This window comes from Photorhabdus khanii NC19 (assembly GCF_000517265.1).
Taxonomy (GTDB): domain Bacteria; phylum Pseudomonadota; class Gammaproteobacteria; order Enterobacterales; family Enterobacteriaceae; genus Photorhabdus; species Photorhabdus khanii.
This window is the reverse complement of record NZ_AYSJ01000017.1, coordinates 203,822-228,408: the sequence shown is the minus strand read 5'-3', so window position 1 is coordinate 228,408 and position 24,587 is coordinate 203,822. Positions and strand designations below refer to the sequence as shown.

At 46.4% G+C, this 24,587-nt stretch carries 16 protein-coding genes and 1 pseudogene; 6 read left to right on the top strand and 11 right to left on the bottom strand.

Annotated features, from left to right (window positions below; genetic code table 11):
- Positions 1–6: 6 nt before the first annotated feature.
- The 3 genes from sdhA to sdhC are packed head-to-tail and all read right to left on the bottom strand — an operon-like array spanning position 7 to position 2,504.
- Complete coding sequence (gene sdhA, locus PTE_RS21775; RefSeq protein WP_036850639.1) at positions 7–1,773, bottom strand: succinate dehydrogenase flavoprotein subunit; 1,767 nt, start codon at positions 1,771–1,773, stop codon at positions 7–9.
- On the bottom strand, positions 1,774–2,121 hold the full coding sequence (gene sdhD / locus PTE_RS21770; protein ID WP_036850637.1) for a succinate dehydrogenase membrane anchor subunit: 348 nt from the start codon (positions 2,119–2,121) through the stop codon (positions 1,774–1,776).
- Positions 2,115–2,504, bottom strand: a complete 390-nt coding sequence (gene sdhC / locus PTE_RS21765) for a succinate dehydrogenase cytochrome b556 subunit (RefSeq protein ID WP_036780848.1) — start codon at positions 2,502–2,504, stop codon at positions 2,115–2,117. Before sdhC ends, sdhD begins: the two co-directional genes overlap by 7 nt.
- An 876-nt stretch (positions 2,505–3,380) precedes the next feature.
- Here sdhC and PTE_RS21760 point away from each other — a divergent pair.
- Positions 3,381–4,667, top strand: coding sequence for a citrate synthase (locus PTE_RS21760; protein ID WP_036850635.1), 1,287 nt, complete (start codon positions 3,381–3,383; stop codon positions 4,665–4,667).
- A gap of 1,531 nt (positions 4,668–6,198) precedes the next feature.
- Here the strand turns inward: PTE_RS21760 and PTE_RS21755 are convergent.
- From PTE_RS21755 to PTE_RS21745, 3 genes are all read right to left on the bottom strand, one after another.
- Positions 6,199–6,846, bottom strand: a complete 648-nt coding sequence (locus PTE_RS21755) for a POTRA domain-containing protein (RefSeq protein WP_339366735.1) — start codon at positions 6,844–6,846, stop codon at positions 6,199–6,201.
- A gap of 624 nt (positions 6,847–7,470) precedes the next feature.
- Positions 7,471–8,214 (bottom strand): type 2 GTP cyclohydrolase I, encoded by a 744-nt coding sequence (locus tag PTE_RS21750; protein ID WP_036850633.1) that lies wholly within the window; start codon positions 8,212–8,214, stop codon positions 7,471–7,473.
- A 182-nt stretch (positions 8,215–8,396) separates the two neighbouring features.
- Positions 8,397–8,606: a YbfA family protein gene (locus PTE_RS21745; RefSeq protein WP_036850631.1), complete on the bottom strand. Its 210-nt coding sequence runs from the start codon at positions 8,604–8,606 to the stop codon at positions 8,397–8,399.
- Positions 8,607–8,853: 247 nt separating this feature from the next.
- On the opposite strand from PTE_RS21745, the pseudogene PTE_RS25370 reads away from it, so the two are divergent.
- Positions 8,854–9,041, top strand: a pseudogene (locus PTE_RS25370) (hypothetical protein); the annotation flags it as partial.
- An 87-nt stretch (positions 9,042–9,128) separates the two neighbouring features.
- On the opposite strand, the gene PTE_RS21740 reads toward PTE_RS25370, so the two are convergent.
- The 5 genes from PTE_RS21740 to PTE_RS21720 form a co-directional block, all read right to left on the bottom strand.
- The gene (locus PTE_RS21740) at positions 9,129–15,449 is read right to left on the bottom strand and encodes a S8 family serine peptidase (RefSeq protein ID WP_036850629.1); all 6,321 of its coding nucleotides are present in this window, start codon (positions 15,447–15,449) and stop codon (positions 9,129–9,131) included.
- Positions 15,450–15,497: 48 nt separating this feature from the next.
- The gene (locus PTE_RS21735) at positions 15,498–16,019 is read right to left on the bottom strand and encodes a DUF5625 family protein (RefSeq protein ID WP_036850626.1); all 522 of its coding nucleotides are present in this window, start codon (positions 16,017–16,019) and stop codon (positions 15,498–15,500) included.
- Between the two features lie 58 nt (positions 16,020–16,077).
- On the bottom strand, positions 16,078–16,605 hold the full coding sequence (locus PTE_RS21730; RefSeq protein WP_036850624.1) for a DUF5625 family protein: 528 nt from the start codon (positions 16,603–16,605) through the stop codon (positions 16,078–16,080).
- Between the two features lie 99 nt (positions 16,606–16,704).
- Positions 16,705–18,120 carry an HlyD family type I secretion periplasmic adaptor subunit gene (locus PTE_RS21725; RefSeq protein ID WP_036850621.1) on the bottom strand — a complete coding sequence of 472 codons (1,416 nt, stop codon included), beginning with the start codon at positions 18,118–18,120 and terminating at the stop codon, positions 16,705–16,707.
- A gap of 124 nt (positions 18,121–18,244) precedes the next feature.
- Positions 18,245–20,380 carry a type I secretion system permease/ATPase gene (locus tag PTE_RS21720; RefSeq protein WP_036850618.1) on the bottom strand — a complete coding sequence of 712 codons (2,136 nt, stop codon included), beginning with the start codon at positions 20,378–20,380 and terminating at the stop codon, positions 18,245–18,247.
- A 1,048-nt stretch (positions 20,381–21,428) separates the two neighbouring features.
- Here PTE_RS21720 and PTE_RS21715 point away from each other — a divergent pair.
- The 4 genes from PTE_RS21715 to kdpA all read left to right on the top strand — a co-directional run bounded on the left by PTE_RS21715 (position 21,429) and on the right by kdpA (position 24,572).
- Positions 21,429–21,809 (top strand): hypothetical protein, encoded by a 381-nt coding sequence (locus tag PTE_RS21715; protein WP_036850616.1) that lies wholly within the window; start codon positions 21,429–21,431, stop codon positions 21,807–21,809.
- Between the two features lie 82 nt (positions 21,810–21,891).
- Positions 21,892–22,629, top strand: a complete 738-nt coding sequence (locus tag PTE_RS21710) for a cyclase family protein (RefSeq protein ID WP_036850614.1) — start codon at positions 21,892–21,894, stop codon at positions 22,627–22,629.
- A gap of 146 nt (positions 22,630–22,775) precedes the next feature.
- On the top strand, positions 22,776–22,865 hold the full coding sequence (kdpF, locus tag PTE_RS21705; RefSeq protein WP_036850612.1) for a K(+)-transporting ATPase subunit F: 90 nt from the start codon (positions 22,776–22,778) through the stop codon (positions 22,863–22,865).
- Entirely contained in the window at positions 22,866–24,572 is a 1,707-nt protein-coding gene (kdpA, locus tag PTE_RS21700; protein WP_036850610.1) for a potassium-transporting ATPase subunit KdpA, read from the top strand. It abuts the gene before it with no gap.
- The last annotated feature ends 15 nt before the right edge of the window (positions 24,573–24,587 follow it).

Below are 24,587 nucleotides of genomic sequence, written 5' to 3'. Positions count from 1 at the left end.
AACTCATTAGTAAGTACGCGCTTTCGGCGGGAATGCTTCACGCAGTTTTGGCTGCATGTTGACATCACGACGCGTCATGGTCTCAGTTTGCGGCAGATAGAGGGTATGGCATAACCAGTTCGCATCATCACGATCAGGATAGTCGAAACGGCTATGAGCACCACGGCTCTCAGTACGGAAGTTAGCGGAAACAGCCGTAGAAAACGCCGTTTCCATCAGGTTATCAAGTTCCAGACACTCAATTCTCTGGGTATTGAACTCTGAGGAAGTATCATCCAAACGCGCACTTTTCAGCCGTTCACGGATAACTTTCAGCTCTTCCAAGCCCTTCGCCATTGCATCACCCTCACGGAATACCGAGAAGTTATTCTGCATACACGCCTGCAAATCTTTACGAATTCCCACCGGATCTTCGCCAGTACGGGTGCTGTTCCAACGGTTCAGACGTTGCAGTGATTGCTCAATATCAGATTCACTGGCTTCGCGGCTGGTGCCCTGCTCCATCAGTGACTCTTTCAGATGTAAACCGGCAGAGCGGCCAAACACCACCAAATCCAGCAGAGAATTCCCCCCCAGACGGTTTGCACCGTGAACCGATACGCAGGCAATTTCACCAACAGCGAACAGGCCCGGAATAACCACATCTTCGCCTTTCTCGTTAACAGCCAGTGCCTGACCGGTCACTTTCGTTGGGATACCGCCCATCATATAGTGGCAGGTTGGAATAACCGGAATCGGCTCTTTTACCGGATCAACGTGAGCAAAAGTACGGGACAGCTCAAGAATGCCCGGCAGACGAGATTCCAGCACCTCTTTGCCCAAATGATCCAATTTCAGTTTAGCATGAGGCCCCCAGGGACCATCACAACCACGGCCTTCGCGAATTTCGATCATGATGGAACGGGCCACCACATCACGACCAGCCAGATCTTTAGCATTTGGCGCGTAACGCTCCATAAAGCGCTCGCCATCTTTATTCAACAAATAACCGCCTTCACCACGGCAACCTTCGGTTACCAGAACCCCAGCTCCCGCGATACCGGTCGGATGGAATTGCCACATTTCCATATCCTGCACAGGTACGCCGGCACGCAGCGCCATACCAACGCCGTCACCGGTATTAATGTGAGCGTTGGTTGTCGATTGATAAATACGACCTGCACCACCGGTTGCCAGAATTGTCGCCTTCGCTTTGAAATAAACAACTTCACCGCTTTCAATCGAGATAGCCGTACAACCCACAATGCTGCCATCCTGGTTTTTAACCAGATCCAACGAATACCATTCAGAAAAAATAGTGGTATGATTTTTTAAATTCTGCTGATACAGGGTGTGCAACAATGCATGACCGGTACGGTCTGCCGCTGCGGCTGTACGTGCGGCCTGTTCACCACCAAAGTTTTTTGACTGACCACCGAATGGACGCTGATAAACCCGGCCATCATCCAAACGGGAGAATGGCAATCCCATGTGTTCCAGTTCCAGAATGGCTTCCGGGCCAGTCTTACACATGTACTCAATCGCATCCTGGTCACCGATATAGTCGGAACCTTTTACCGTGTCATACATGTGCCACTCCCAGTTATCTTCATGGGAATTGCCCAGCGCAACGGTGATGCCCCCCTGCGCGGATACAGTATGAGAACGAGTTGGGAATACTTTGGAAATCAAAGCACAGGATAATCCCATTTGTGAAATTTGCAGCGCGGCGCGCATACCCGCACCACCCGCGCCAATAACGACCGCGTCAAACTCTCTTACTGGCAGTTTCATCTATACACCCCACACCACAATTGTTCCGTAAATCAAGTAAGCCATCAATACAACGATAATTGCAAATTGCAACACTAAGCGCAGTGCCAGTGGCTTTACATAGTCAGTCAGTACTTGCCACATACCAATCCAGGCGTGAGCCAGGATGGAAAACAGTGCCAGCACGGTGAAGACTTTAGTGATGGATGAGGAGAAGAAACCACTCCAGACTTCATAAGTGATATCCGACGTTGTTGCGACGAAGACCAACATATAGAGAACATATAAAACAATAATGATTGCGGACGCGCGCAATAATAACCAATCATGGATACCCGTGCGACCTAATGCAGAAGCGTTACTTACCATACCAGTACTCCAGCCAGAATCGACAGAATCACAGCAATCCCGATTGCCACTTTGGCAGAGAGACTACCGACCGCTAAGTTTTCTTCCAAGTAGCCGAAATCCATCAGCATATGACGGATACCACCACAGATATGGTAAGCCAGTGCGGTCAGAATGCCCCACACGATAAACTTGGCGAAAAATCCCGTCATAATATCGGCGGCTTGCTGAAACCCTTCTTGCGAGGAGAGAGACATCCCTAACAACCAGAGGAGAATTCCTACTGCTATGAAAGTAATGACGCCAGAGACACGGTGCAAGATCGAGGCTATTGCAGAGACTGGAAAGTGTATCGTCTGCAAATCAAGGTTGACAGGTCTTTGTTTTTTCACAATTTTGCCCACACAGCTCTTTTATTATTTTCCTTCCTCCGGACCTGGGCGGAAATCAGACAGCGATAAGAGGATACAAAGACACAACATTTAATCAAGATGAAAGATCCTTCATGTTAAAAAATGTCGTGGTTTAGTTACGCTGGGTGCTCCTACAGCAGGGTAATCCGGAGACCTAGCGGCAGTATATGTGCTTCACATTATTATTACAATTCCAACACAATATGATTAGCTACATTTCCACTGAACAGTGATTAAGATCACGATTCAAACATATTGCACAAAATTAATTATCTTGTTTGACAAACTTTAAACATTTATCTTACATATATGGTTGAAAATACTTTTGAGATTGATTTCCGATAAGAGGAAAGACTTCACTAAAAGCTAAAGTTATGTAACTGTGTAGTCCACACAAATCATAATTTTTTTTGTAGTCATGCATAAAACATAACACTCAAAAACTCGCTAACAATCTGAAAACCATTGTCGTCCGGGGTGAGATTTCAGCCTTAAATGTGATATTGGCCTGATTTCAAATTTTCTCCGGTGGTACAGTGCCAGGGAGCACAGTATAAGAACCTATTCCGTTGGCATCATTGGCGTAGGCCATTCTTACCAATAAATTGAGGGCACAGATCGCGGGCAGAAACCGGAATATGCACGCAGTCTGTAAAAAGCGATTCACTCATAAATCGCTCACCGGCGCGGGCCATCCCAAAGTGCATTCAAAAGTTATCGCTTTTGTCAGAGCACTCTCCAGGTCCGTTTTTGACCACCAAGAATGGTCAATAAAATAGCCTCATGCCTGATGAAATAGGTTCTATACTGTATCTTTCTGCCGTGGTTGTTAAGAGTTATAAAAATGAAAGCGCTAAGGAGACTGTAATGGCAGATAACAAAGCAACTCTAACCCCCCCAAATGGTACAGTTGCTATTGAATTGGACGTGCTAACACCGACCCTTGGGTCTCAAGTCATCGACGTTCGTACTCTTGGCTCCAAAGGTTTTTATACCTACGACCCTGGTTTTACTTCCACAGCATCTTGCGAATCCAAGATCACCTACATTGATGGTAATGAAGGCGTATTACTTCACCGTGGTTTCCCTATCGACCAGTTGGCGATAAAATCCACTTATCTGGAAGTTTGCTACATCCTGCTTTATGGCGAAACACCCACACAAGAACAGTTTGAGAAATTCAAAAAAACCATTACCCGCCATACCATGATCCATGAACAGATCCATCGTCTGTTCAACGGCTTCCGCCGTGATTCTCATCCAATGGCAGTACTGTGTGGCGTCACCGGTGCTCTGGCGGCTTTCTATCACGATGCCCTTGATGTGAACAACCCGCGTCATCGTGACATTACCGCGTACCGTCTGCTGTCCAAAATGCCGACAGTGGCGGCAATGTGCTACAAATATTCTATTGGTCAACCATTCGTTTATCCACGCAATGATCTCTCCTATGCCGGCAACTTCCTGCATATGATGTTCTCCACACCATGCGAAGAATATAAAGTGAACCCAGTGCTGGAACGTGCCATGGATCGCATCCTGATCCTGCATGCCGACCACGAACAGAACGCCTCTACCTCAACAGTACGTACCGCAGGTTCTTCCGGCGCTAACCCATTTGCCTGTATCGCCGCAGGTATCGCTTCCCTTTGGGGGCCTGCACATGGCGGCGCAAACGAAGCTTGTCTGCGTATGCTGGAAGAAATTCAGTCAGTTGAACATATTCCTGAATTTATTGAACGTGCTAAAGACAAAAACGACGCTTTCCGTCTGATGGGATTTGGTCATCGTGTTTACAAAAATTATGATCCTCGCGCAACAGTCATGCGTGAAACCTGCCATGAAGTGCTAGATGAACTCGGCCTGAATGACAGCCTGCTGGAAGTTGCGATGGAGCTTGAACGTATTGCTCTGCACGACCCGTACTTTATTGAGAAGAAACTGTATCCGAACGTGGATTTCTACTCAGGTATCATCTTGAAAGCCATGGGTATTCCATCCACCATGTTCACTGTTATTTTTGCCATTGCCCGTACCATCGGCTGGATAGCTCACTGGAACGAAATGCATGATGACGGTGTGAAAATCGCCCGCCCCCGTCAACTCTACACCGGCTACACTCAACGTGATTTCCAAAGCCAGTTGAAAAAATAATAACAAAATCCGATTACGATTAAGGGCAAAGCTCTAACTTGATAGTTAGAGCTTTGGGCTAGACACTCACTGAGTACCGACGAGATCCAGATCGCAGCCTGCTGAAATCCGCATTATCTGTAATATCTTTATATTGCTTTGATATTTACCTGCTTCAGTTTTCAAACGTGATTTGATTGTTTAGTGGTGTGTTTAAATAGAAAGTTTTTAACTTTTTAAAAAGAGATTTATTTTAGCATAATAAATGGCATGTAATTTAGTCAATATCATTTTGAAAATGATTAGGGTTATCAGAATAAAATCGTTTATTTGTTAAAATAGACTCGCCATCTGATTTTAGATTTTCACTTAACCTCATTCACCTGTATCTATTTAAATTATGCTTAAATAAATCGGTTAATTCATTTAATAACGTTTTATTACATCAACAATATTGAAAAGTCTGGCTAATTCATTTGCCAGAAAGGTTATAATGATTAAACGGGTATTTAAGCGTTAAATCACATTAATGGTATAAAAAGAGGCATGATTTAAATCAAACCGTAGAAAAGCAATGCTATTGGATGGGGTAAAATAGTATAAAACAAGTTTAAGTAAGCGTATTTGATGTATCACGATGTTGAATAGCAAATACCATATAATAATGCTAAAAGCAATCCAGTTCGTATTAGGTTAAATGATTTATTTTCGACTTTTATTATTCTGGTTTTTTATAAACGATTATTTAACTGGTTGATAAAAATTTTAATCTCCAGTTGAAAGCATTATTAAAATCAGGTGATGTTTTAAATATATTATCTTGTTGATCTATTTTATGTTTTTATTTGCCTTTTTTACGGGAAATATAAGCTTTAATAAAGCCAATTCTTTTCTCATTTTTTACTGATAGATTTATGATCAGCAGGTTTTAAACTGTTATTAAAAACCATTTTTTAATCTTTGCTTTTTAACTGGTATAATAAGGTTTTAATCGTTGTTTTTACTGCTTTTAACACTTGCTTTTTATTAAGTTTAATCATCAGGGTATATTGTGTTTTATGTTTAATCAATGTTGATTATAGATACTCTTTTATATTTTTTCGGACAATAATTTTTTCTCATTGATTTATTTTTAACTTTCTTTTAATGGTTAATAGGCTTCGATTAAATTTAATTAACGTCATTTTAAAAATCTGCAAAATCCGTCTTTTATATAAAAGCTTTAATATTTCTGTTTTCGTGCTTTTAAATGGTCATGGCAGGCCAGATTAATATTAAATAAGCGAAGAATAGCATTGTCAATGAATACATTAAACATGACAGGGAATAAGTTGTTTTTAGTCACTCAATACCTTTTAAAAATCTGGCATTAACGGACATCTGTTTTTTTACCCTTAGTTAACTCATCACCGAAAAAGCAGTTTTCTGATCGCCAAAAAAGGGAAAACAAATAAAAAGAGAAAGTGCACTATGTTTAAAAGATGACAAACATCCATCTCAGGCCATTAACGGCATCGGCTGTTTTGTTCTGTCTCTTAACCGAGAGATCTGATTAAGAGACAGCAGAATAGCCCGGTTGCTTTCCCGGCTGAATATCAATGGTTACCTGCTGGGAAGGCAGGCGGTTCAGGCGTTCCATACCTTGTTCAATATCCCGCAGATTAAGCGTCTTGCCGATCATGCCCGGAAAGGCCATTTTGAGTGAGCGGGGTGTTTCATCATCAAGGCTGATTGACTCAATTTTGCCTTCATTCACGGCGATAGTGAGGGTACTGGAGGATAAATCCTGCTCTTTGAGGCTGGCATGGGAAGTGACATAACCCCGTTCGATATAGGCATTCGATACTTTACGCATCAGCCCATTAATGTCCTGCAAAGTTAAACAATGAGATAAATAAGGGTGAATCAAGTTCTGTTTGACTGACCTTGACAGGCTTTCAGCACCTTTAAACTCAATTTGGTGGATGGTATGGCAAACAGATCCTTGTGCACCGGGTGTTGGCTCGGATGGTGGAGATAAAGTGATGTTGTTGCGCAGCGCTTCCCGTTGCTGTTGGGCTTGCTGCAACACGGCTTTTTGTTGTTGCGTGATGGTTTCTTGATCCGCCGGGCTGACAGGGATTGAAGCCTGTGCCAGTGCGGAAATTGCCAGCAGGGTAAGCCCTGTCAGGCTTCGGTGATAAATGGATAATTTTCTCATAGATAATAGTTAATAATTTGATAGTGACATTATTAAACTATTCTAATATTGTATTAATTACCCATCTGAATGGATAGCGCAAAATGCGATCAAGATCTGGTTGTTTAATCCTGACAATGGGGAATGAAATGTATTAAATACCAGAAAGTGGTAATTAAGGATGGAGATAATTTTGTACATCAACAGCAGTCCTTTAAATTTATTAATGGTATTACGTCCCTAGCCCGGCAGGTGTGTAGCATTCTGCTTATGTCTTTGGGGATGTTTTTAAATGGGTTGGTCAACAACCTGAAGCTTTAACTTGATAGTTAGAACTTTTATTTAATTGGGGAAATGACTTAGTGGGAATTGAGGTTATACCAGCACGACTGAAATCATCGTAAAAATTGATCTCGCCATCTTCCTTGTGTATGCTCGTTTTTCAAGAGCGGATACACGCTATCCTACTCTCTAAATTATCAAACGTAGCCACCGCTTGCGTGTGTAGCCGGATCATTAGGATCAAAATTCACAATTCTATAAAGCGGATAGAACAACGTTAATTATGAAAATATGAAAAGTTTGTCAAAAGCTTTGAAGCCCACTCTGGTGGGCTTCGTTTATTTCCGTGTCAGAAAAATTTGCTTAAGCCGGATTGGGAATATCAATAAAAGTCACATCCAGCCCATAATTATTAGCCAACCACTCCCCCAGTGCCTTAACACCATAACGCTCAGTGGCATGATGGCCTGCCGCATAAAAATGCAGCCCCATTTCGCGGGCGATATGCACAGTCTGCTCTGAAACTTCACCGGTAATAAAAGCATCAACACCAAATTCAGCCGCCGGTTGAATAAAGCTCTGCCCACCGCCGGTACACCAGGCAAGAGTGCGAATTTCTGCGGGTGCATTATCACCCACATGCAATGCCTTACGGCCCAGCGCCTGTTCAATGCGTGAAGCTAACTCAACCGGCGTTATTGGCTGATCAAACTCCCCATACGGCACGAATGGTTCAATCAGACCGACAACTTTCGCCCCCATCTTCTGGGCCAGTTGCGCGTTATTTCCCAACGATGGATGAGCATCCAGCGGTAAATGGTAGCCATACAAATTAATGTCATTGCAGAGCAACGTTTTCAGACGACGATGTTTCATGCCACGAATCACCGCGGGTTCATTTTTCCAAAAATAGCCATGATGAACGATAATCGCATCAGCCTGATGGCGAACCGCTTCATCCAATAACGCCTGACAAGCGGTGACACCGGTAACGATCCGCTGAATATGAGCACGCCCTTCAACTTGTAAACCGTTGGGCGCATAATCCTGAAACTCACCAACATTCAGCTCTTGGTTAATCACATTTTCCAGCTCAATATTATGCATCATATTCGTCCTGTATTTGGTTGTGTGGAAGTACCATACCCATCTGCACCAGCCATAGCAATTGAGCTTTGTGATTTTTCCGATTCCGGTATAAAGCAAAACGCCTTGCCAGAATAAACAGGCAAGGCGTTTAACTATTTAACTCTCTATCAACAGCGGAAAACCAGATTTTCCGCCAAACATCAGTTAGTTCTGACTTGAGCAACCAGCTCGGATTGCTCTAACCATACAGGCTTATCGCTGGTTTTTACCCATACACGGTACAAATAACTGTAAAAACGGGCACGATCACAACGAAACAACATAACTGGTAGCGCCAACACACCTACAGTTACAGCACCAATACGACGTAAAAGAATCTGGTGCCGAGGATATTTACGATATGCAGACATATTAGACCCTCCTAAAAAAGATCCTGCCGGACAGCAGAATCCCCAAAATAATCCATCTGTAAATTGTTTAAAATTTTACCGCACAAAATGAAAATTTACTACTTATCCGACCACTTTTAAGCAGTTATCATCACTCTATTTTCCATATCATGTAATTTTATTACATTAAATATGATAAAAATGTAATATTACAAGCAAACAACAACATTTAGTTAACAATTAATGAGAATGGAATTAATAATGGGATAACAAAAAGCTACTTACGTTACTGGTTCAGTGCGTCAGCGCTTTTATACAATAGCTGGAACATCAGTCAGGCAAACTGGCCGGCTGGATCTCAGAGAGTTACTTTGTCGAAAAAGTAACTTTGTGATGACATGTGCCTTAGTCAATAAGTTGTTTGGAGGTTCTTCTACATCACCCCTATTGGGATAGGCTCTTAGTTTCTATGATCCACAGGGCTGTTCCCCACTGGCCCTATTTATGAAAACCCGCGATAACCATCGCGGGTCTTGTTAGCGATCAGTGCCAGTTGGCTGCCAGCACAGGTTGCAGCCGCTGTTGCTCGACATCGCCGAGCATTGCGGTCGCAGGCGCTGGCGGCGCAAATGCAGCCATCGCCTGAACAAGGTGTTCGACATCACTGTCCATCAACCGATGACCGTCACCGGCCATGATGCTTTTTGGTCGTTCGGTGTGACTGGCATACCAATTATGCAGCGTTACCTCCTGCTTGCTGCCAATGACCGAAATTTGCAGATCCTGTCCTTCATGCTGGAACCACAGACGATCAGGGCTGATATCCTTTCCAAACACCAACCGCCCCACCTCACCTCTAAATTCCAAATCGTTATCCCCATGCCCGACTTCTACCGTCGACATAGTACCACTGGTCACAATATTGTTATTACCATCCCCTACTTTCACCTCCGACATAGTACCACTGGTCATGATATGGTTATTACCATCCCCGGCTTCCACTCGCGACATGGTACTACTGGTCACGATATGGTTATTACCATCCCCTACTTTCACCTGAGCTAAAGCTCCAGTGCCGGTGTCGGTAATAAGATTATTGCCATGTCCGACTGTTAGACTGCCGACATTGCCGACAATGACGTTGTTACCATTACCTAGCGTGATATAGGCTCCCTGTCCCGTCACATTCACTTTATTATCACCGTTGCCGGCAACCACTTTGCCACTTATAGCTTCCACATTGATAGTCTTGCTCTCGTCCCCCAAAGTAACCTTGCCAAAAGTTTTTTGGACCGTAATAGAATTAAGGTCAGTGGTCACCGGTGTAGGTTCCACTGCTGGCTCAATTTTCGGAACGTTAAGCGTTGGGTGCAGCTCAACAGGAGGAATGATAATTGGCTCCCGGTCAATAGGTGACATCCAGTCACGAAGGCGCCTTAGGTCATGAACGGGAAAGCTAATTGGCTCCAGCTTAACAGGGGGAAGTCTAATCATCTCCCGGTCAATATCAATAGAAGGAATTTTAATCGGTTCCCAGTCAATAAGCGGCTTCAGGTCGATAGAGGGAAGCGGTAAAGGCTTGTCAACACCAAGGGGGTCGATAATGGGTGTCAATGAGCCCGGTACAGTAACCGTCGGTTTATCGGGAGATTGCGTCACCACTGGCCCGACCGTTGGCACCAAATCCGGCGAAGGATCCGCAAAGAGGAAATCGGCAGCATCGACCTGCGAAGTATCCAAGGTATCGAGATACAGCAGCTTCACGTTTGAATCAGTACCGCTGGCCCCATTAAAGGTAACGTCAACGCCATGAATTTGTGACAGACCGTTGATCGTGCCACGATTACTCTTAGCGATGGTTAGTTGGCTGAAATCAGTGATTCCGGTTTGACGCAAATCAATTTTATCAATGCCGTGACGGAACCCACGTAATGCATTCTTGTAGTCCTTGACGCCCGGTTGGGCTGCCACCACAAAAACGTCTGACGCCGCACTGTCATGACTATAGATAGTCCCATTCAAGCTAAATTTCATCTGACCCTGAGCATCGCTAGTGAGCATAACACCCTTGCCGCCGCCCTTAAGGATCACGGTTCCCAAGCCTTCTTGTGGCTGGAGCGTTGAGGTGTCGCTACTCGTGTAAGCCATCGGGGCGATAAAGGTGTCCTGAAACTTGAAGTTCGCCGCACCGATCCCGGCTATTGTCTGATTTTTCAGAACAATACTTTGCCCCTTACCCAGATCGACCTTAACATCCGCCCCCTGCTGCGTCAGCAGTAGATCGGCAAATGTTTTTCCACCAAATCCGACCAGATCGATGATTTCGCCACGAGCGGCCTCGAAGTTGCTGATAACATCGCTGCCTGTCTCACGGCGGTGGATCACAAAGAAGTCCTTACCCGCACCGCCTGCCAGTGTGTTGTTTCCACGCCCGCCATCAAGCAATGCATCGGCATTACCAGCGACCAACGTATCGTTGCCATCACCAGTGATGATGTTCTGAATGCTCGACGGATCCTTTATCGTCAACGCTGTGCCGCCAATGCTGGCAACACCGGTCAGCAAGTTAACTGAGGTATCCCGCGAAACAGCCGCCGCATTGAGGGTATTACGCCCACCCGCCACGCCATTGACCGCGTCATCCAGCACCGCGCGGTTGGCCTGCCCGACCACCGATTGGATATATTCGTCGGTGTAAAAGTAAGTGTCATCTGGGGTGCTCTTGCTGCCGTACAAACGTAGCGACCAGGCATTTAACGTGACCGGCAAGCCGGAACTCGAATCGGTCACCTGTAGGGTCCAGTTGCCAACCGAACGTTCACCAAAATCATGGGTCGACATAAAGCTGTACTTGAACGTCCCCGACTGGCTGCTACCCAAATCGGTCGCACTTGCGCCCGGCATGCCGTCCGGAACCTTACCCTGACGATTGAGCAATATGCTCTGAGTGCCATCGGGAGAGATCAGTTTGAGCGTCAGATCGCCAAGACGGCCTACCTGGGCGTCAAAATCGATCTCGACATGCTCGACATTCAGACCAGCATTCATGGCGATGGACGACGTCAGCGTCTCACCCGCGGCCAAGGTTTTCCCCAGAAGGCCGCTGGATGCGCTATAGACGTACTCGTTGGCAGCGGTGCTTTGAGTCATCCAAGCCTCGGACAAGCGCACAGCGGCTCGCGCATCGACTTGACCAAAACCGTAATCGTTGCTGGTATGCATACCGCCGCCATTCCAGCTGTGGCTTTTATTGTCGCGCCATTCGGTGGATGGGTCGTTGATCTTGCGAGCGGATAAGGCAAGGATCTGCTGCACATCCCGATAGCCCAGGTTCGGGTTCGCCTCAAGCATCAGCGCAATAACACCGGAGACTATCGGAGCGGCAAAGCTGGTGCCTTGCATGCTGGTGTAGTCATTGCCGAAAGTTGAGCCACGTTCGGTTTTCAGCATATGGCTGGTAGACACAACATTACTGCCCGGTGCCGAAACCAGCAGGCTGGCTCCCGGGTTGGAGAACGGTGAGGAACCAATCTGCAAAGTTGACAAATCGCCCTGCGCGTTGATCGCACCGACTTCCACCGAAAAGCGGTTGTTATTGGTCAGCGATCCCTGGGCATTGCCACCTTCTGCACGATGGTTGCCGCCTGCCGCCACGATGACAGTACCCAATCCGCCACGACCATTGGCCGCCGCGTACTGCGCATTCATACTCAGCGACGCGGCAGTATTTATAGAGCCGTCCTGAAAGCTGCTGAGTGCGAAATCGTTGGTAAATCCCCAGCTATTGTTGGCAACGTCAAAACTGACCATATGCCCCAGTCCCGCCAGATCGGCACCGTCATTGGCCAGATAATAGCCACCCAACGTAGCATCATGGGCAACTCCTACGCCCCCTGCATTATTTTTCGCCGCGACCATCACACCCGCCACCATTGTCGCGTGGTTGGAGACCACGTTCGGCAAGGTGCCATTGGTTTGTTGAGTCTGCAACCAAGCTTTGTCGACATTCGCCGCAAGGTCGGGGTGATTGATATCAAATATTTCAGGCGCGGTGGCAAACTTACCGCCCGGCTCGAACTGACCAATTCGTACCCCCTTGCCGGTGTAGTCCTTCCAGACCGGCAGAATGTTGGCATCGCTCAGATACCATTGCTGAGCAGCCAATGGATCGAGAGGAACTTCCGGAGTCAGTAGCGTGACAGCAGCACGCATCGGCGCTGTCTGCCCGCTGTTCAGGTCTACTACTGATGCCGAAGGATTACCGGCTGCATCGGTTACGCCGTATTTGAAGCTAATCAGGCCCGTGTAATGTGGGTCTGGAGTGAACAAAACATCGCCTTGGTTTGTGAGGCTGACCGTGCCGCCTATCGCATCCCCAACATTGGCAATGCGCAAAGCTCCCTGACTGTTAAGATGTTGATCGTTGGTCAGCAGGCTCTCTGCGGAAATCAGATGAGGCTGAGTACGATCAAAAACCTTGCCGTCCTTGTCGTGGGTGAGGACATCCTCGACAGGCATAGCATTGGGTATTTGTAAATCAACAGCCGAAATATCCGAAAAATTGAGTTTTTGGATATTTTTCAGCGTCACCGTGCCGTCACGCCCAGCGACCTTGTCGGCCACTTCATACCCACTGTCGGTGCGGGTGATTCGATAATCGCCGTGGTTACCGTGTAGGCTGACTATGTTGACCCCGCCGTCCCCATCAATCGTTGCATTGCCGTGACCCACTTCGATAACGTCGTCACCCAAGCCGCCGAAAATCTTATCGCTGCCACCGCCTGCGTGAATGATACTGCCGCCTTCGGAGGCGTAAATTGCGTCACCCTGAGGACCGGCATAGATAACCGACTTACCAGTGCCACCAATGATGGTATTGTGCCCACTGCCGCCGACCAAGACGTCGTTACCCATTCCACCGACCAGAACCGAATCGCCGGAGCCTCCTTTGATAAAGACACCATTGGCTCCACCGCTTCTGATGACATCACTGCCGCTACCGCCTTGGGCGATAGTTAAACCGGCTTGAGCCATGTTCAGCTCCATACCTTTTTTGCCGACAATGATCGCCGTATTGTGCCCCCCATTGCCGTGAATGTTTTTCGTATCGTCAGAAGCGCTGATGACAAAAACGTCATCGCCGGCACCGCCAACATAGGTATTGCTCCCTGCACCCCCGACCAGCCAACTACCGGTTTTTGCCGCAATCAACGTATCATTGCCACTGCCACCATACAGATTGCTTACTCCCAGTTGCTCAGCATTTAGGGTTTCATCTGTGTTACTCTGACTGGCATAAGCCGTGGTAGTGATACCTTTGGTGGTGGAAGTCACTTTCGTGCCAACACCCTGAGTACTCAGGGTGTTGCTAACAGTATCACCAAGAAAATCGACGGCCAGCATTTCCTGAGTTTTACCATTGATAGTAAACGACCCACTGGCAACGACCTTATTCCCATCACGCACTTCTGTTTTGTCCAAAGCCCGGACGTTTATCTGGGTAATACCCAATTCCGCCAGTGTTTTGAGTTCGCCCGCATCGACTTTTGCATCGTGGGTGCTGTCGACCCAAACCCGCAACTGGCTCCAGATCGGATCACGTTCATCAATCACTCCATCCTTGTTGGCATCTTCACTGGCTAAGGCACCAAAACCATCCTTGAATTTTTTTTCGCCAGCGGCTCCGTTTATTCCGGCCTTACCACTGTAGTACTCGGAGAACATCTGACTGGCATTTTTTATCTGACCGCTACCATCGTCGATCACCAGTATTCCGGTATTGCTATCTGCCCAACCGCTACGCTTGAGCGTACCACTGTTGTCCATATCGAACAGTACGCCATCACCGATGTCGGTCATGTGCACACCATTGCCACTCAAATCCAATAACAGCGGGTCAACATAGGTGTTGAACGTCGTCATCGCCGATAAGCCGTTCAACGTCACGGCATTGCGCAGGCCAAAGTCCAGCTTGCTAGTGTCCCCGGGTTGGTAGAAAGGCTTGTAGAACTCCGACAAATAAGTGTTGGGCCGAACATTGGGGTCAAGCTGCATTTCACCGGGACGAATGCCACCGGTGGCAAGGCTAGCCATCTGTGTTGAAACAAAGTCGGTTTTGTCAAGAATGCCCGAAGAAGTGAAGATTTTATGGGTCGCTGAATTTTGAATATAACCGTTGGCAACATCCTGCTGCGCTTTGTTTTCACCCTGAATATGTTTCTGGGGCTGTGGAGAGGACTTGATATCAATATTAATCAAGTTTGTCGATGGTGGGGAGACGCTCTTATTCTCATCTGGGGTCAACCATAAAGTTTTAATAACATCTCTTGCCTCATGATATTCATAATACTTACCATCACGAACCAGATTGTTACGAATAATTTCAGCTCCATTATATTTTAACATATTACTCAAAGGAATAATGTTATTTACGGGAAACTGATTTCCTTGCATACCATGCGTATTGTATCCAATGGATGTTAATGAGAAAAACACGAAATCTACGCAACTGTTGCTGTTCACACTGTATTCTTTAACCCTAAATCTACCTATCTTTGGGTTACCTGAAAATTCACTTAACTTGTTGTATTGATCTTCCGTCAAGGCTATGGTGACTTCATAAGAGGTCTGTTGATAGGCAGCATTATCATGAGTCGTTACTTGCCCTTCACCCCACGGTTCACCATGCTTTGACTCAAATCCGTAACTTTTCTCATTTCCGTTCCCGTCATTTATTGAATACCACATATGACCGGCGGATGAAGAATGTACATCTCCAGCTTTATTCTTACCCTTATCTTCCTGATAAACATACTTAGCCCCCATCGGAGCAACTTTATAGGTTACAGTGTATTTCTTTTCCATACTTGTTATTTCCTCTATTTGTTATTTCTTTTTGTTTTTCTATAGAAATCAAATCTTCGGATCGTAATAGGTGAATTCGACAAAACTCTCAATTCCATTAAAAGCAGGGACATCCTCCAGGGTGGTAATCACAGCAGAATAACCCCCGGGGGGTAACTCAAGTGTTTTGATTTCTCGCGCAGCTGTATTTATAAATTTCTCTCCATAATAAAAGGCCCGCCCCCAACCGTATCCCCCTGCATTTATTTTTTCGTCAAAAAAAATCTGTCCGTTTCTAACCAAGCGAAGCGAAACGGGGGATTTAACCCCGCTCTCATAAATACTCCCGAACAACTTAAACCGCCTTTTCATTTCGTCATAATCATCTCCAGTATCAAACAGCAGGGCAAACTGATAATTTCCTTCCTTGCTGATCTCAAAATCAAATTTGACTGATTGACCAGACTTCGACACGTCAATCGGTTTGTATATATCAATGTATTTAGAACATGCCATTAATAAGGTGCAGCTCATAAAAATAATAATGTTTCGCCAATTTTTGAACCTTTCATGAGCCTGTAATACTTTCATCACGTCACTCCAAATTTTTATATTTTCTTTGTTTATACTGATACTATTTTAAATCTTCTTAAATCTTCGAATTAAAATACGCAAGCTCTACAAAACTCTGAATACCATTAAAAGCAGGCACATCTTCCAGTGTAGTAATTACCGCAGAATAACGTCCGGGGAGTAACTCCAGTATTTTAATATTGCGTACCGCGGTATTTATACTTCTCTCTTTATAATAGAAGGATTGCCCCCAACCGCGCCCCACTGCGTTTATTTTCTCGTCAAAAAAAACCTTGCCGTCTTTAACCAGACGAAGCGAAACGGGGGTTGTAACCCCGTCCTTATCAATACTCCCGAATAACTCAAATCGCCTTTCCATTTCAGCATAAGAACGCCCCTTCGCAAACAGCAGGGCAAACTGATAATCCCCGGCCTTGCGCTTACTGAGTTCAAAATTAATCTCGACGGATTGCCCAGAATGCGACACATCAATCGGTTTGCAGATATCAACGCGTTCAGAACAGGCCACCAACCAAGCACAACTCAAAACAATAATCATTTTGTGCCAGCTTTTAACTATTTCATGTACCTGTAATCTCTTCATCACGTCACTCCAAACAAAGTAAGACTGCGAAAAAACATCCCTGACTATTAACGGTAACTTATCTCAAAGGCGGAAAACGGTGAGTATGGCAAAGCGCGCTTACCTCTCTCTCAGACTTTCATCCATATGCTGCTGCAATGGGCTCAAGAAGTAATCGATCACCCGACGTTGATCGGTTTTTATTTCTGCCGTGATCGACATGCCCGGAGACAGCGCGACTCGCTGACCATTGACCAGCACGTGATCAGACTTCAAGCGAATACGGCTGCTATAGATGAGTCCATGCTTTTCGTCCTCGATGGCATCGTTCGACACATTGAGCACTTCGCCGTCAACAGTGCCGTACTTGGTGAAAGTGAAGGTTTCCACCTTGACGGTGACCGGTTGGCCGACGTGGACGAAACCTACATCCTTGTTTTCCAGCATAGCTTCCACTTCTACCTGTTGGTCTGCGGGGACGATGACCATCAGCGATTGAGCCGGTGTAACCACTCCACCGACGGTATGGATAGCGAGTTGTTGAACTGTGCCGGCCACTGGGGCTTTGAGGCTGGTCAGGGTTTCCTGGTAACGGGCCTTCGCCAGCTCCTGAACCCGGATCGCTGCTTTTTGATTGGCTTCCTGTTGCAGGTCGAGCATGGCGCGGCGATTTTGTGCAACAACAGCCTCACGCCGACGTCGCGCCTCGTCCTGGGCGGCGGTGTGCTGCAAGACACTGGCCAGCTGTACGCTTAACTGGCGTTGCAGATCCAGCCGCGTCTGCTCTTTTTCCAGATATTCATGCCGCGACACATACTGTTTCGTCAATAACCGTTGGTAATCCTCGGCCAATCGTGTAGCAATCGGTATCGTTTGTCGCAGGCTAGCCACCTGAGCCTGAGCAGACTGGATTTCGGCGCTGCGTTGGAGGATTTCTGCGTCCACCAACTCCAGGTTGCTGCGGTATTCCTGGTATTGTCCTTGAAGCCAGCGTTGGGTACTGAGCACCTGCTCAGGGTTGGCGTTGGCAATCGTCCCTACCAGTGACGCCGGCGGCTGTTGCTGATTGATCGCGTCAAGCATGGCGGCACTCCGCGCACTGTCGATACGAGCAGCCAGCAGCTCGCTCTGGATCCGGCTGACGTCGGCGCTTGCCGCCGTCGGGTCGAGTTCGACCAACAACTCGCCGACTTTCACCGCTTGACCGTCATTGACGTGGATCGCTCTGACTACCGCCGTTTCGCTGGATTGAATCAACTTGGTCTTGCCATTGGGAACAACCTTTCCCGGGGCGATAGCCACTACCTCGATTTTGCCGATGCAGGCCCAGAGCAACGCCAATACGGCGAAACCCATAATGCTCCAGATGAAAATTCTCGGTGCTGGGTGAACAGGTGTTTCCTGCAACTCCAAAGCCGTCGGTAAAAACTGCAATTCATGAGCGAGTCGCGGCGACACATCCATACTTTTACGTTGACACCAAGACTGACTCCACGCATGGCGATAGCGCTGCAATAAGGAAAGGGTGGCACTCATGCGAAGTTATTTTCCTTGAATCGGAGTATATTTATCTTGGTCACATCTACCTCTGACTGTGTTATTAACCATTGATTACGTTATTAGCCGTTTTCATCGTACTTTTCCGGGAAATGGAAGCCTTTCAGCCCTGCTGCATTCGATACAGTCGTGAATAATGGCCGTCCTGACGCACCAATAACTCGGCGTGGGTTCCCTGTTCGACGATCTGCCCGCGATCCATCACGAGGATGCGATGCGCATCGCGTACAGCGGACAACCGATGAGCGATAATGATGACCGTTCGCCCCTTGCAAATGCTTTGCATGTTCTGCTGCACAACCCGTTCAGACTCATAGTCCAGCGCACTGGTCGCCTCGTCGAAAATCAAAATGCGAGGATTGCCGATCAAAGCTCGGGCAATAGCCACCCGTTGCCGCTGACCACCCGAAAGTGACGTGCCGTGCTCACCCACCATGGTGTCGTAACCTTCAGGCAGTTCAAGGATGAATTCATGGGCTCCAGCCATGCTGGCGGCGTGCATGACCACTTCGAGCGGCGCACCCGGATCACTCAAGGCAATGTTTTCGCGAATGCTGCGGTTGAATAGCATATTGTCCTGCAACACCACGCCAATCTGCCGGCGCAGCGAGGACACATCAGCCAATGCCAGATCCATGCCATCGACCATGACCCGTCCGCGCTCCGGAACATAGAGCCGCTGCAACAAGCGGGTCAGGGTGCTCTTGCCAGAACCGGAGCGGCCCACCACACCAATGATTTCTCCCGCGCCAATGACCAGGTTAACTCCGCGCAGCACCTCAGAGCCATCGGTCCGATAACGAAAATGCACCTGATCAAACTCTATTCGCCCCTTGAGCGGCGGTACCGTGCTACGTGTAGCCTGAGACAATTCAGTACGGGAATTGAGGATGTCTCCCAGACGCTGCACCGAGACCCCGGTTTGCTGGAAGCTGGTCCACAATTGCGCCAGACGCATAATAGGGCCGCTGACACGGCCGGCCAGCATATTGAATGCGATCAGTTCCCCCACCGACAGCTGCCCGTCTATCACGAGGCGCGCACCGAGCCAGAGTGTGGCGACCGTCACTAACTTGCCAATAAGCGATACACTCTCATTGGCGAGGGTGGACAAGGCCTGTGTTTTGAAACTCGCGGCAATATAAGCCGCCATCTGGTTGTCCCACTTGCGGATGGCCTGCGGTTCAACCGCCATTGATTTTAGGGTATCAATGCCATTTACCGTTTCAACAAGGAATGCCTGGTTCTCGGCGTTGCGTGTGAAGCTATCCTGTAATCGCTTACGCAAGAGAGGGGTAACCAACGCCGATACCAGAGCATAGAGTGGCAAAGACAACAGGACAATGAGAGTCAGCCAGCCACTGTAAAAAAGCATTACCACGATGAATACCAAGGAAAAAAAGACATCGATCATCAACGTAATGGCGTTGCCAGTGAGGAAACTACGAATGTTTTCCAGTTCTCGTACACGAGCCACAGAATCACCGACGCGCCTGGCCTGGAAGTAAGCCAGCGGTAAATTGATTAAATGCCGAAACAGACCCGAACCCAACTCCACATCAATACGGCTGGTCGTATGGGAAAACACGTAACTACGAAGACCGCTCAGGGCCGACTCGAACAGCATGATACCCAGCAACCCCGCTGCGACAACATCCAGTGTGGTTAGGCCGTGGTGCACCAGTACTTTGTCCATGACCACCTGAAAGAACAACGGAGTCACCAAGGCAAACAGCTGCAAAGCAAAAGACCCCAACAAAACTTCACCCAACAACTTGCGGTATTTGACGATGGCCGGAATGAACCAAGTGAAATCAAAACGCGAGGATTCGCCGGACAGACCGTTACTGGAACGCACCAACACCAACTGCCCAGTCCAACGCTGCTCAAGCCCCTCGAAGCTGATAACTTCGGGGCGCGCCGAACGTGGATCCTGAATCAAAGCTTGTTCCTGATCCAGCTTAGCTAAAATAAAAAACTTCCCATCTCGGCCAATAGCAATAGCGGGCAATGGCGTGTGCTCAAGCCTGGCAAGTGTGGTACGCACAGCCTTGGCTTTCAGCCCCGACTTCCGTGCAGCCAGCAGCAGCTCATGCTGGGTAACACCTTGATTAGTGGTAGAAAATTCGTGTGAAAGTTGTTCAGTCGATATAGCCATGTTGTGAAACCGGGCCAACATGGCCAGACAAATCAGGCCGGTGTCCAGCTCTGGGGAAGAATGGGGTGACTCAGTACTCATTTTTTTTCCATAATTGCGTCCGTGCCTATCTTTGCAAACTGAAAACATTAAGCAATGTAGGGAATGATTGTTGCAGCTTGTTGTTAATTAATATTCATTCGCTAACAACAAGATAGTTGCACTATCAAACTTCTTCAGCAGCCGAGATAAGATGGCCGAGCGTAGCTGGTGATAAGACTCGATACAGTTCTGCGAGCAATGCACGTTCCGTTCTAACTGCGGGTCGCGCAGATGGCGCAGGATAGAGATGCGGCGCCCCCGTCGGTAAGATAAGAAAGCAGAATTGTAACCATCGACAAAAAACGTTGTGTGCACGAAATTTATTCCCGTATACATACGAAGAAACCGGCCTATCGCCAGTTTCTTCACCCCAACGGCCATTGAACTTGACACATGAGTAAGTCATTGAATTATTTATATAATACTAAATTTAGAAAGCCGTCAATTAAAAAAACTATATAAACGAAAAATAGTTTAAAATAATTTAAGTAACAATTGAAGCTAATTTGCCGGTAAGGGGCAGAAGAGTGTTCCAGGGAACGCGAGAAGTTAATACGCCCCGAAGCTGGGTATTACTTACCCTTAGTTAAGAGAAAGGAAAATAATGCCAATGAGAGCAAAAAAGAGAGCATCGATACCCCCCGTTCTGGTTAGTTTTACAGACGTGACACATTTTTTAAGTTTATTTGCGCCTTCGGTTAAAACATAGGGTTATTTTCTTAGCGTAGTTTTTCGTTCCATTGGACGTCGAACCTCATAACGTAGGAGTCAATTTTTTTACGCTCCTTGATCCTATTCCTGTCATCATCGGTTCCACCTTGCTCAGGAAATGGATTGAATTCAATAGATAATTCTTATTGAAAAAAATGCCTGCGGATAACGATACACGCAGTTAGAAATATCCGTTTAACGCTGGCGATAAACGCAGAAATTGCCCATATAAAAATTTTCATTGACAATTATTACATGGGTACGGAAGAATGATATAAGCTGTTGTACCAAGTTATTTTTCCAGAATGTCTATGGATTGACGATAACAGGAGGAGAGATGAGAATATTAACGCTCATATTATTAATTCTAGTAATAAACGTTTCAGGTTGTGCCCCCAAAAAACATCCTTTTTCTATTGACTATAAAACCAATAGTGAAACTTTTCATTTAACTCCATCATGTATAGAAGAAATTACCCCGAAAAAAGGGAGTGACTATTATTCCATATTCATTAAAGTAAGAAATGGCGATCATTGCAGCAAACCCTTTAATCTTTTTATTAAGAAAAACGTAGGGGAAAAAATATCTGTTTTCTTTAATAATAAACCAATATTGAAAAACACCAATATAATTACGCCAATACATGTCGAAAATGGCTTCTATCAGGCAATAGACTCAAATACAACATTTAAAGAAATAGTTAACTCTTTAAATTAATGAAAATCTATAGCTTTGTTTTTATTATAGAAAAAACCATGTCGGTAAAAAAACATCTACAATTATCAAAAATGAGGTTTTTATGTCAAATAACATCTTACAAGCACTCACTTTACTGAAATCGAAAAAATGGGTCGATTTAACGCATAGCTTCGATAAAGATTCTCCCCATTTTTTTATGTTTGAACCCGCCGAGTTTAAAACCCTGTTTGATTATAAAGATGGTTTTTTTGCTCAACAATTTTCTTTTCCCGGCCAATATGGGACTCACATTGATGCTCCCTGCCATTTTGTTCCTAATGCCCGTTGTCTTGATGAGCTGGAATTAAAAGAATTGGTTTTGCCTTTAATCGTACTTAATCAGTCAGAAAGAGCAAAACAGGATCCTAATTTTTCACTTTCTAAAGAAGACATTCTTAAATTTGAAGAAGAATATGGCATTATTGAGGCAGGTACTTTCGTTGCGCTCAGAACTGACTGGAGTAAACGCTGGTCATCTCAGCAAGCCATGGATAATAAAGATGATCGTGGCAATAACCAAATACCCGGATGGGGAATGGATGCCCTCAAATTTTTATTTGAGGAGCGTCATGTTAAAGCCATTGGGCATGAAACATTTGATACCGACTCCGCTAAAGATTTTAGAAAGAATAATGCGTTGTTGGGTGAAGATTATGTATTAAAACAAGATACTTATCAGATAGAACTTTTGGCTAATTTGGACCAAGTACCTGTACGGGGTGCAGTCATTTTCAACATTGTAGCCAAACCTAAAAAAGCATCTGGTTTTCCCGTTCGTTCGTTTGCCATACTTCCGTGACTGCTCCCCGGTGCCGTATCTCCTGAAAAAGGGAAATACGGTAGTCATTTTTACACTTTTTTTACACATCCATTCACTCTTTTATCAGCTTCTTTGCACTACCTTCCCTAACCTTTATCTATCCAAATTCTCAGGAGAGATAAGCAGTGAGCATATTTCTGATTTCCGGCGCGTTATTAGTAGCCCTGTTACTGGTCTATCTGATTTACGCGTTACTCCATGCGGAGGATTTTTAAATGGCATCATCCGCTTTTTTACTGATCGCAAGTTTCTTACTGATTTTGCTGCTGCTGGCAAAACCGCTTGGAAATATGATCGCCAATATGATCAACGGTGATATTCCGCTCTGGCTGACTAAAACAGAATCTGGCCTTTGGCGTTGCTGTGGTTTACACAAGCCTGGCGGCACAGTGAAAGAAATGAGCTGGCAACAATACGCATTAGCGATCATTATTTTTAATCTGACTGGATTATTACTGTTATTTACCCTGCTGGTCGCTCAACGAGTCCTTCCGCTAAATCCTGAACATTTTCCCGGGCTAAAATGGGACCTGGCGCTGAATACAGCGGTCAGCTTTATCACCAATACTGACTGGCAAGCCTACAGCGGGGAAAACACGTTAAGCTATTTTAGTCAGATGACGGGTTTAACCGTGCAAAACTTTCTTTCCGCCGCGACCGGTATCGCTGTGGCATTTGCGCTGATACGCGCATTTTCCCGTCATGGTGTAAAAACCGTGGGGAACGCCTGGGTTGATATCACCCGTATTACACTTTATCTGCTGCTACCGCTGTCTATGATTATCGCGCTGGTTTTTGTCAGTCAGGGAGTAATACAGAATTTCGAACCCTATCAATTAGCTCATACCATTGAAGACCAACAGCATGTGATCCCGATGGGGCCTGTCGCCTCACAGGAAGCCATTAAGTTATTGGGAACCAATGGCGGTGGATTCTTTGGCGCCAGTTCAGCTCATCCGTTTGAAAACCCAACCGCTATCAGCAATTTTATTCAAATATTATCTATCCTGCTGATCCCCTGTGCGCTCTGTTTTGCCTTTGGTCAGATCATTGGCGATAACCGTCAGGGACACGCTTTATTATGGGCGATGTGTATCATCTTTGTCGCTGCCACCGTGGGAGTGATGTATGCCGAACTCAAAGGCAATCCCCATTTCAGTCTGCTAGGTGCTGCCAGTAATATCAATCTGGAAGGCAAAGAGAATCGCTTCGGTATCCTTGCAACCTCAATTTATGCGGTAGTGACAACCGCGGCCTCCTGCGGGGCAGTCAATGCTATGCATGATTCCTTCACCGCACTTGGCGGCATGATCCCAATGTGGTTGATACAAATTGGCGAAGTCGTATTCGGCGGCGTGGGTTCCGGCCTATACGGTATGTTGCTGTTCGTTCTGCTGACAGTGTTTATTGGTGGTTTAATGATAGGCCGGGCACCTGAATATCTCGGCAAAAAAATCGAAGTATTCGAGATGAAAATGGTCGCACTGGCGATTCTGGTCACCCCGACACTGGTACTTTTAGGTACGGCACTTGTCATATCCACCACCAGTGGACGTGCCGGTATTCTGAACCCCGGTGCTCATGGTTTCAGTGAAGTGCTCTATGCCCTCTCCTCTGCCGCCAACAATAATGGCAGTGCTTTCGCGGGCCTCAATACCAACAGCGTGTTCTACAACCTACTGCTGGCAGTCACCCTATTTTTGGGCCGTTTTGGCGTGATCCTGCCGGTACTTGCCATTGCCGGCTCTCTGGTAGTGAAAAAACGCCAGCCTGTCAGCAACGGCACACTCCCCACCAATGGCCCGCTGTTTATCGGCTTATTAATCCTGACCATTATGTTAATTGGTGCATTGACGTTTATTTCGGCACTGATCCTTGGCCCGGTAATTGAACATTTACAAATCTGGCTGATGTCCCGGTAAGTGCCAACATGAGGA

Bases quoted from the DNA above. Each gene is read 5' to 3' on its own strand.
- sdhA (WP_036850639.1), bottom strand. From the start codon at position 1,773: ATGAAACTGCCAGTAAGAGAGTTTGACGCGGTCGTTATTGGCGCGGGT.
- sdhD (WP_036850637.1), bottom strand. From the start codon at position 2,121: ATGGTAAGTAACGCTTCTGCATTAGGTCGCACGGGTATCCATGATTGG.
- PTE_RS21760 (WP_036850635.1), top strand. From the start codon at position 3,381: ATGGCAGATAACAAAGCAACTCTAACCCCCCCAAATGGTACAGTTGCT.
- PTE_RS21755 (WP_339366735.1), bottom strand. From the start codon at position 6,846: ATGAGAAAATTATCCATTTATCACCGAAGCCTGACAGGGCTTACCCTG.
- PTE_RS21750 (WP_036850633.1), bottom strand. From the start codon at position 8,214: ATGCATAATATTGAGCTGGAAAATGTGATTAACCAAGAGCTGAATGTT.
- PTE_RS21745 (WP_036850631.1), bottom strand. From the start codon at position 8,606: ATGTCTGCATATCGTAAATATCCTCGGCACCAGATTCTTTTACGTCGT.
- PTE_RS21740 (WP_036850629.1), bottom strand. From the start codon at position 15,449: ATGGAAAAGAAATACACTGTAACCTATAAAGTTGCTCCGATGGGGGCT.
- PTE_RS21735 (WP_036850626.1), bottom strand. From the start codon at position 16,019: ATGAAAGTATTACAGGCTCATGAAAGGTTCAAAAATTGGCGAAACATT.
- PTE_RS21730 (WP_036850624.1), bottom strand. From the start codon at position 16,605: ATGAAGAGATTACAGGTACATGAAATAGTTAAAAGCTGGCACAAAATG.
- PTE_RS21725 (WP_036850621.1), bottom strand. From the start codon at position 18,120: ATGAGTGCCACCCTTTCCTTATTGCAGCGCTATCGCCATGCGTGGAGT.
- PTE_RS21720 (WP_036850618.1), bottom strand. From the start codon at position 20,380: ATGAGTACTGAGTCACCCCATTCTTCCCCAGAGCTGGACACCGGCCTG.
- PTE_RS21715 (WP_036850616.1), top strand. From the start codon at position 21,429: ATGAGAATATTAACGCTCATATTATTAATTCTAGTAATAAACGTTTCA.
- PTE_RS21710 (WP_036850614.1), top strand. From the start codon at position 21,892: ATGTCAAATAACATCTTACAAGCACTCACTTTACTGAAATCGAAAAAA.
- kdpA (WP_036850610.1), top strand. From the start codon at position 22,866: ATGGCATCATCCGCTTTTTTACTGATCGCAAGTTTCTTACTGATTTTG.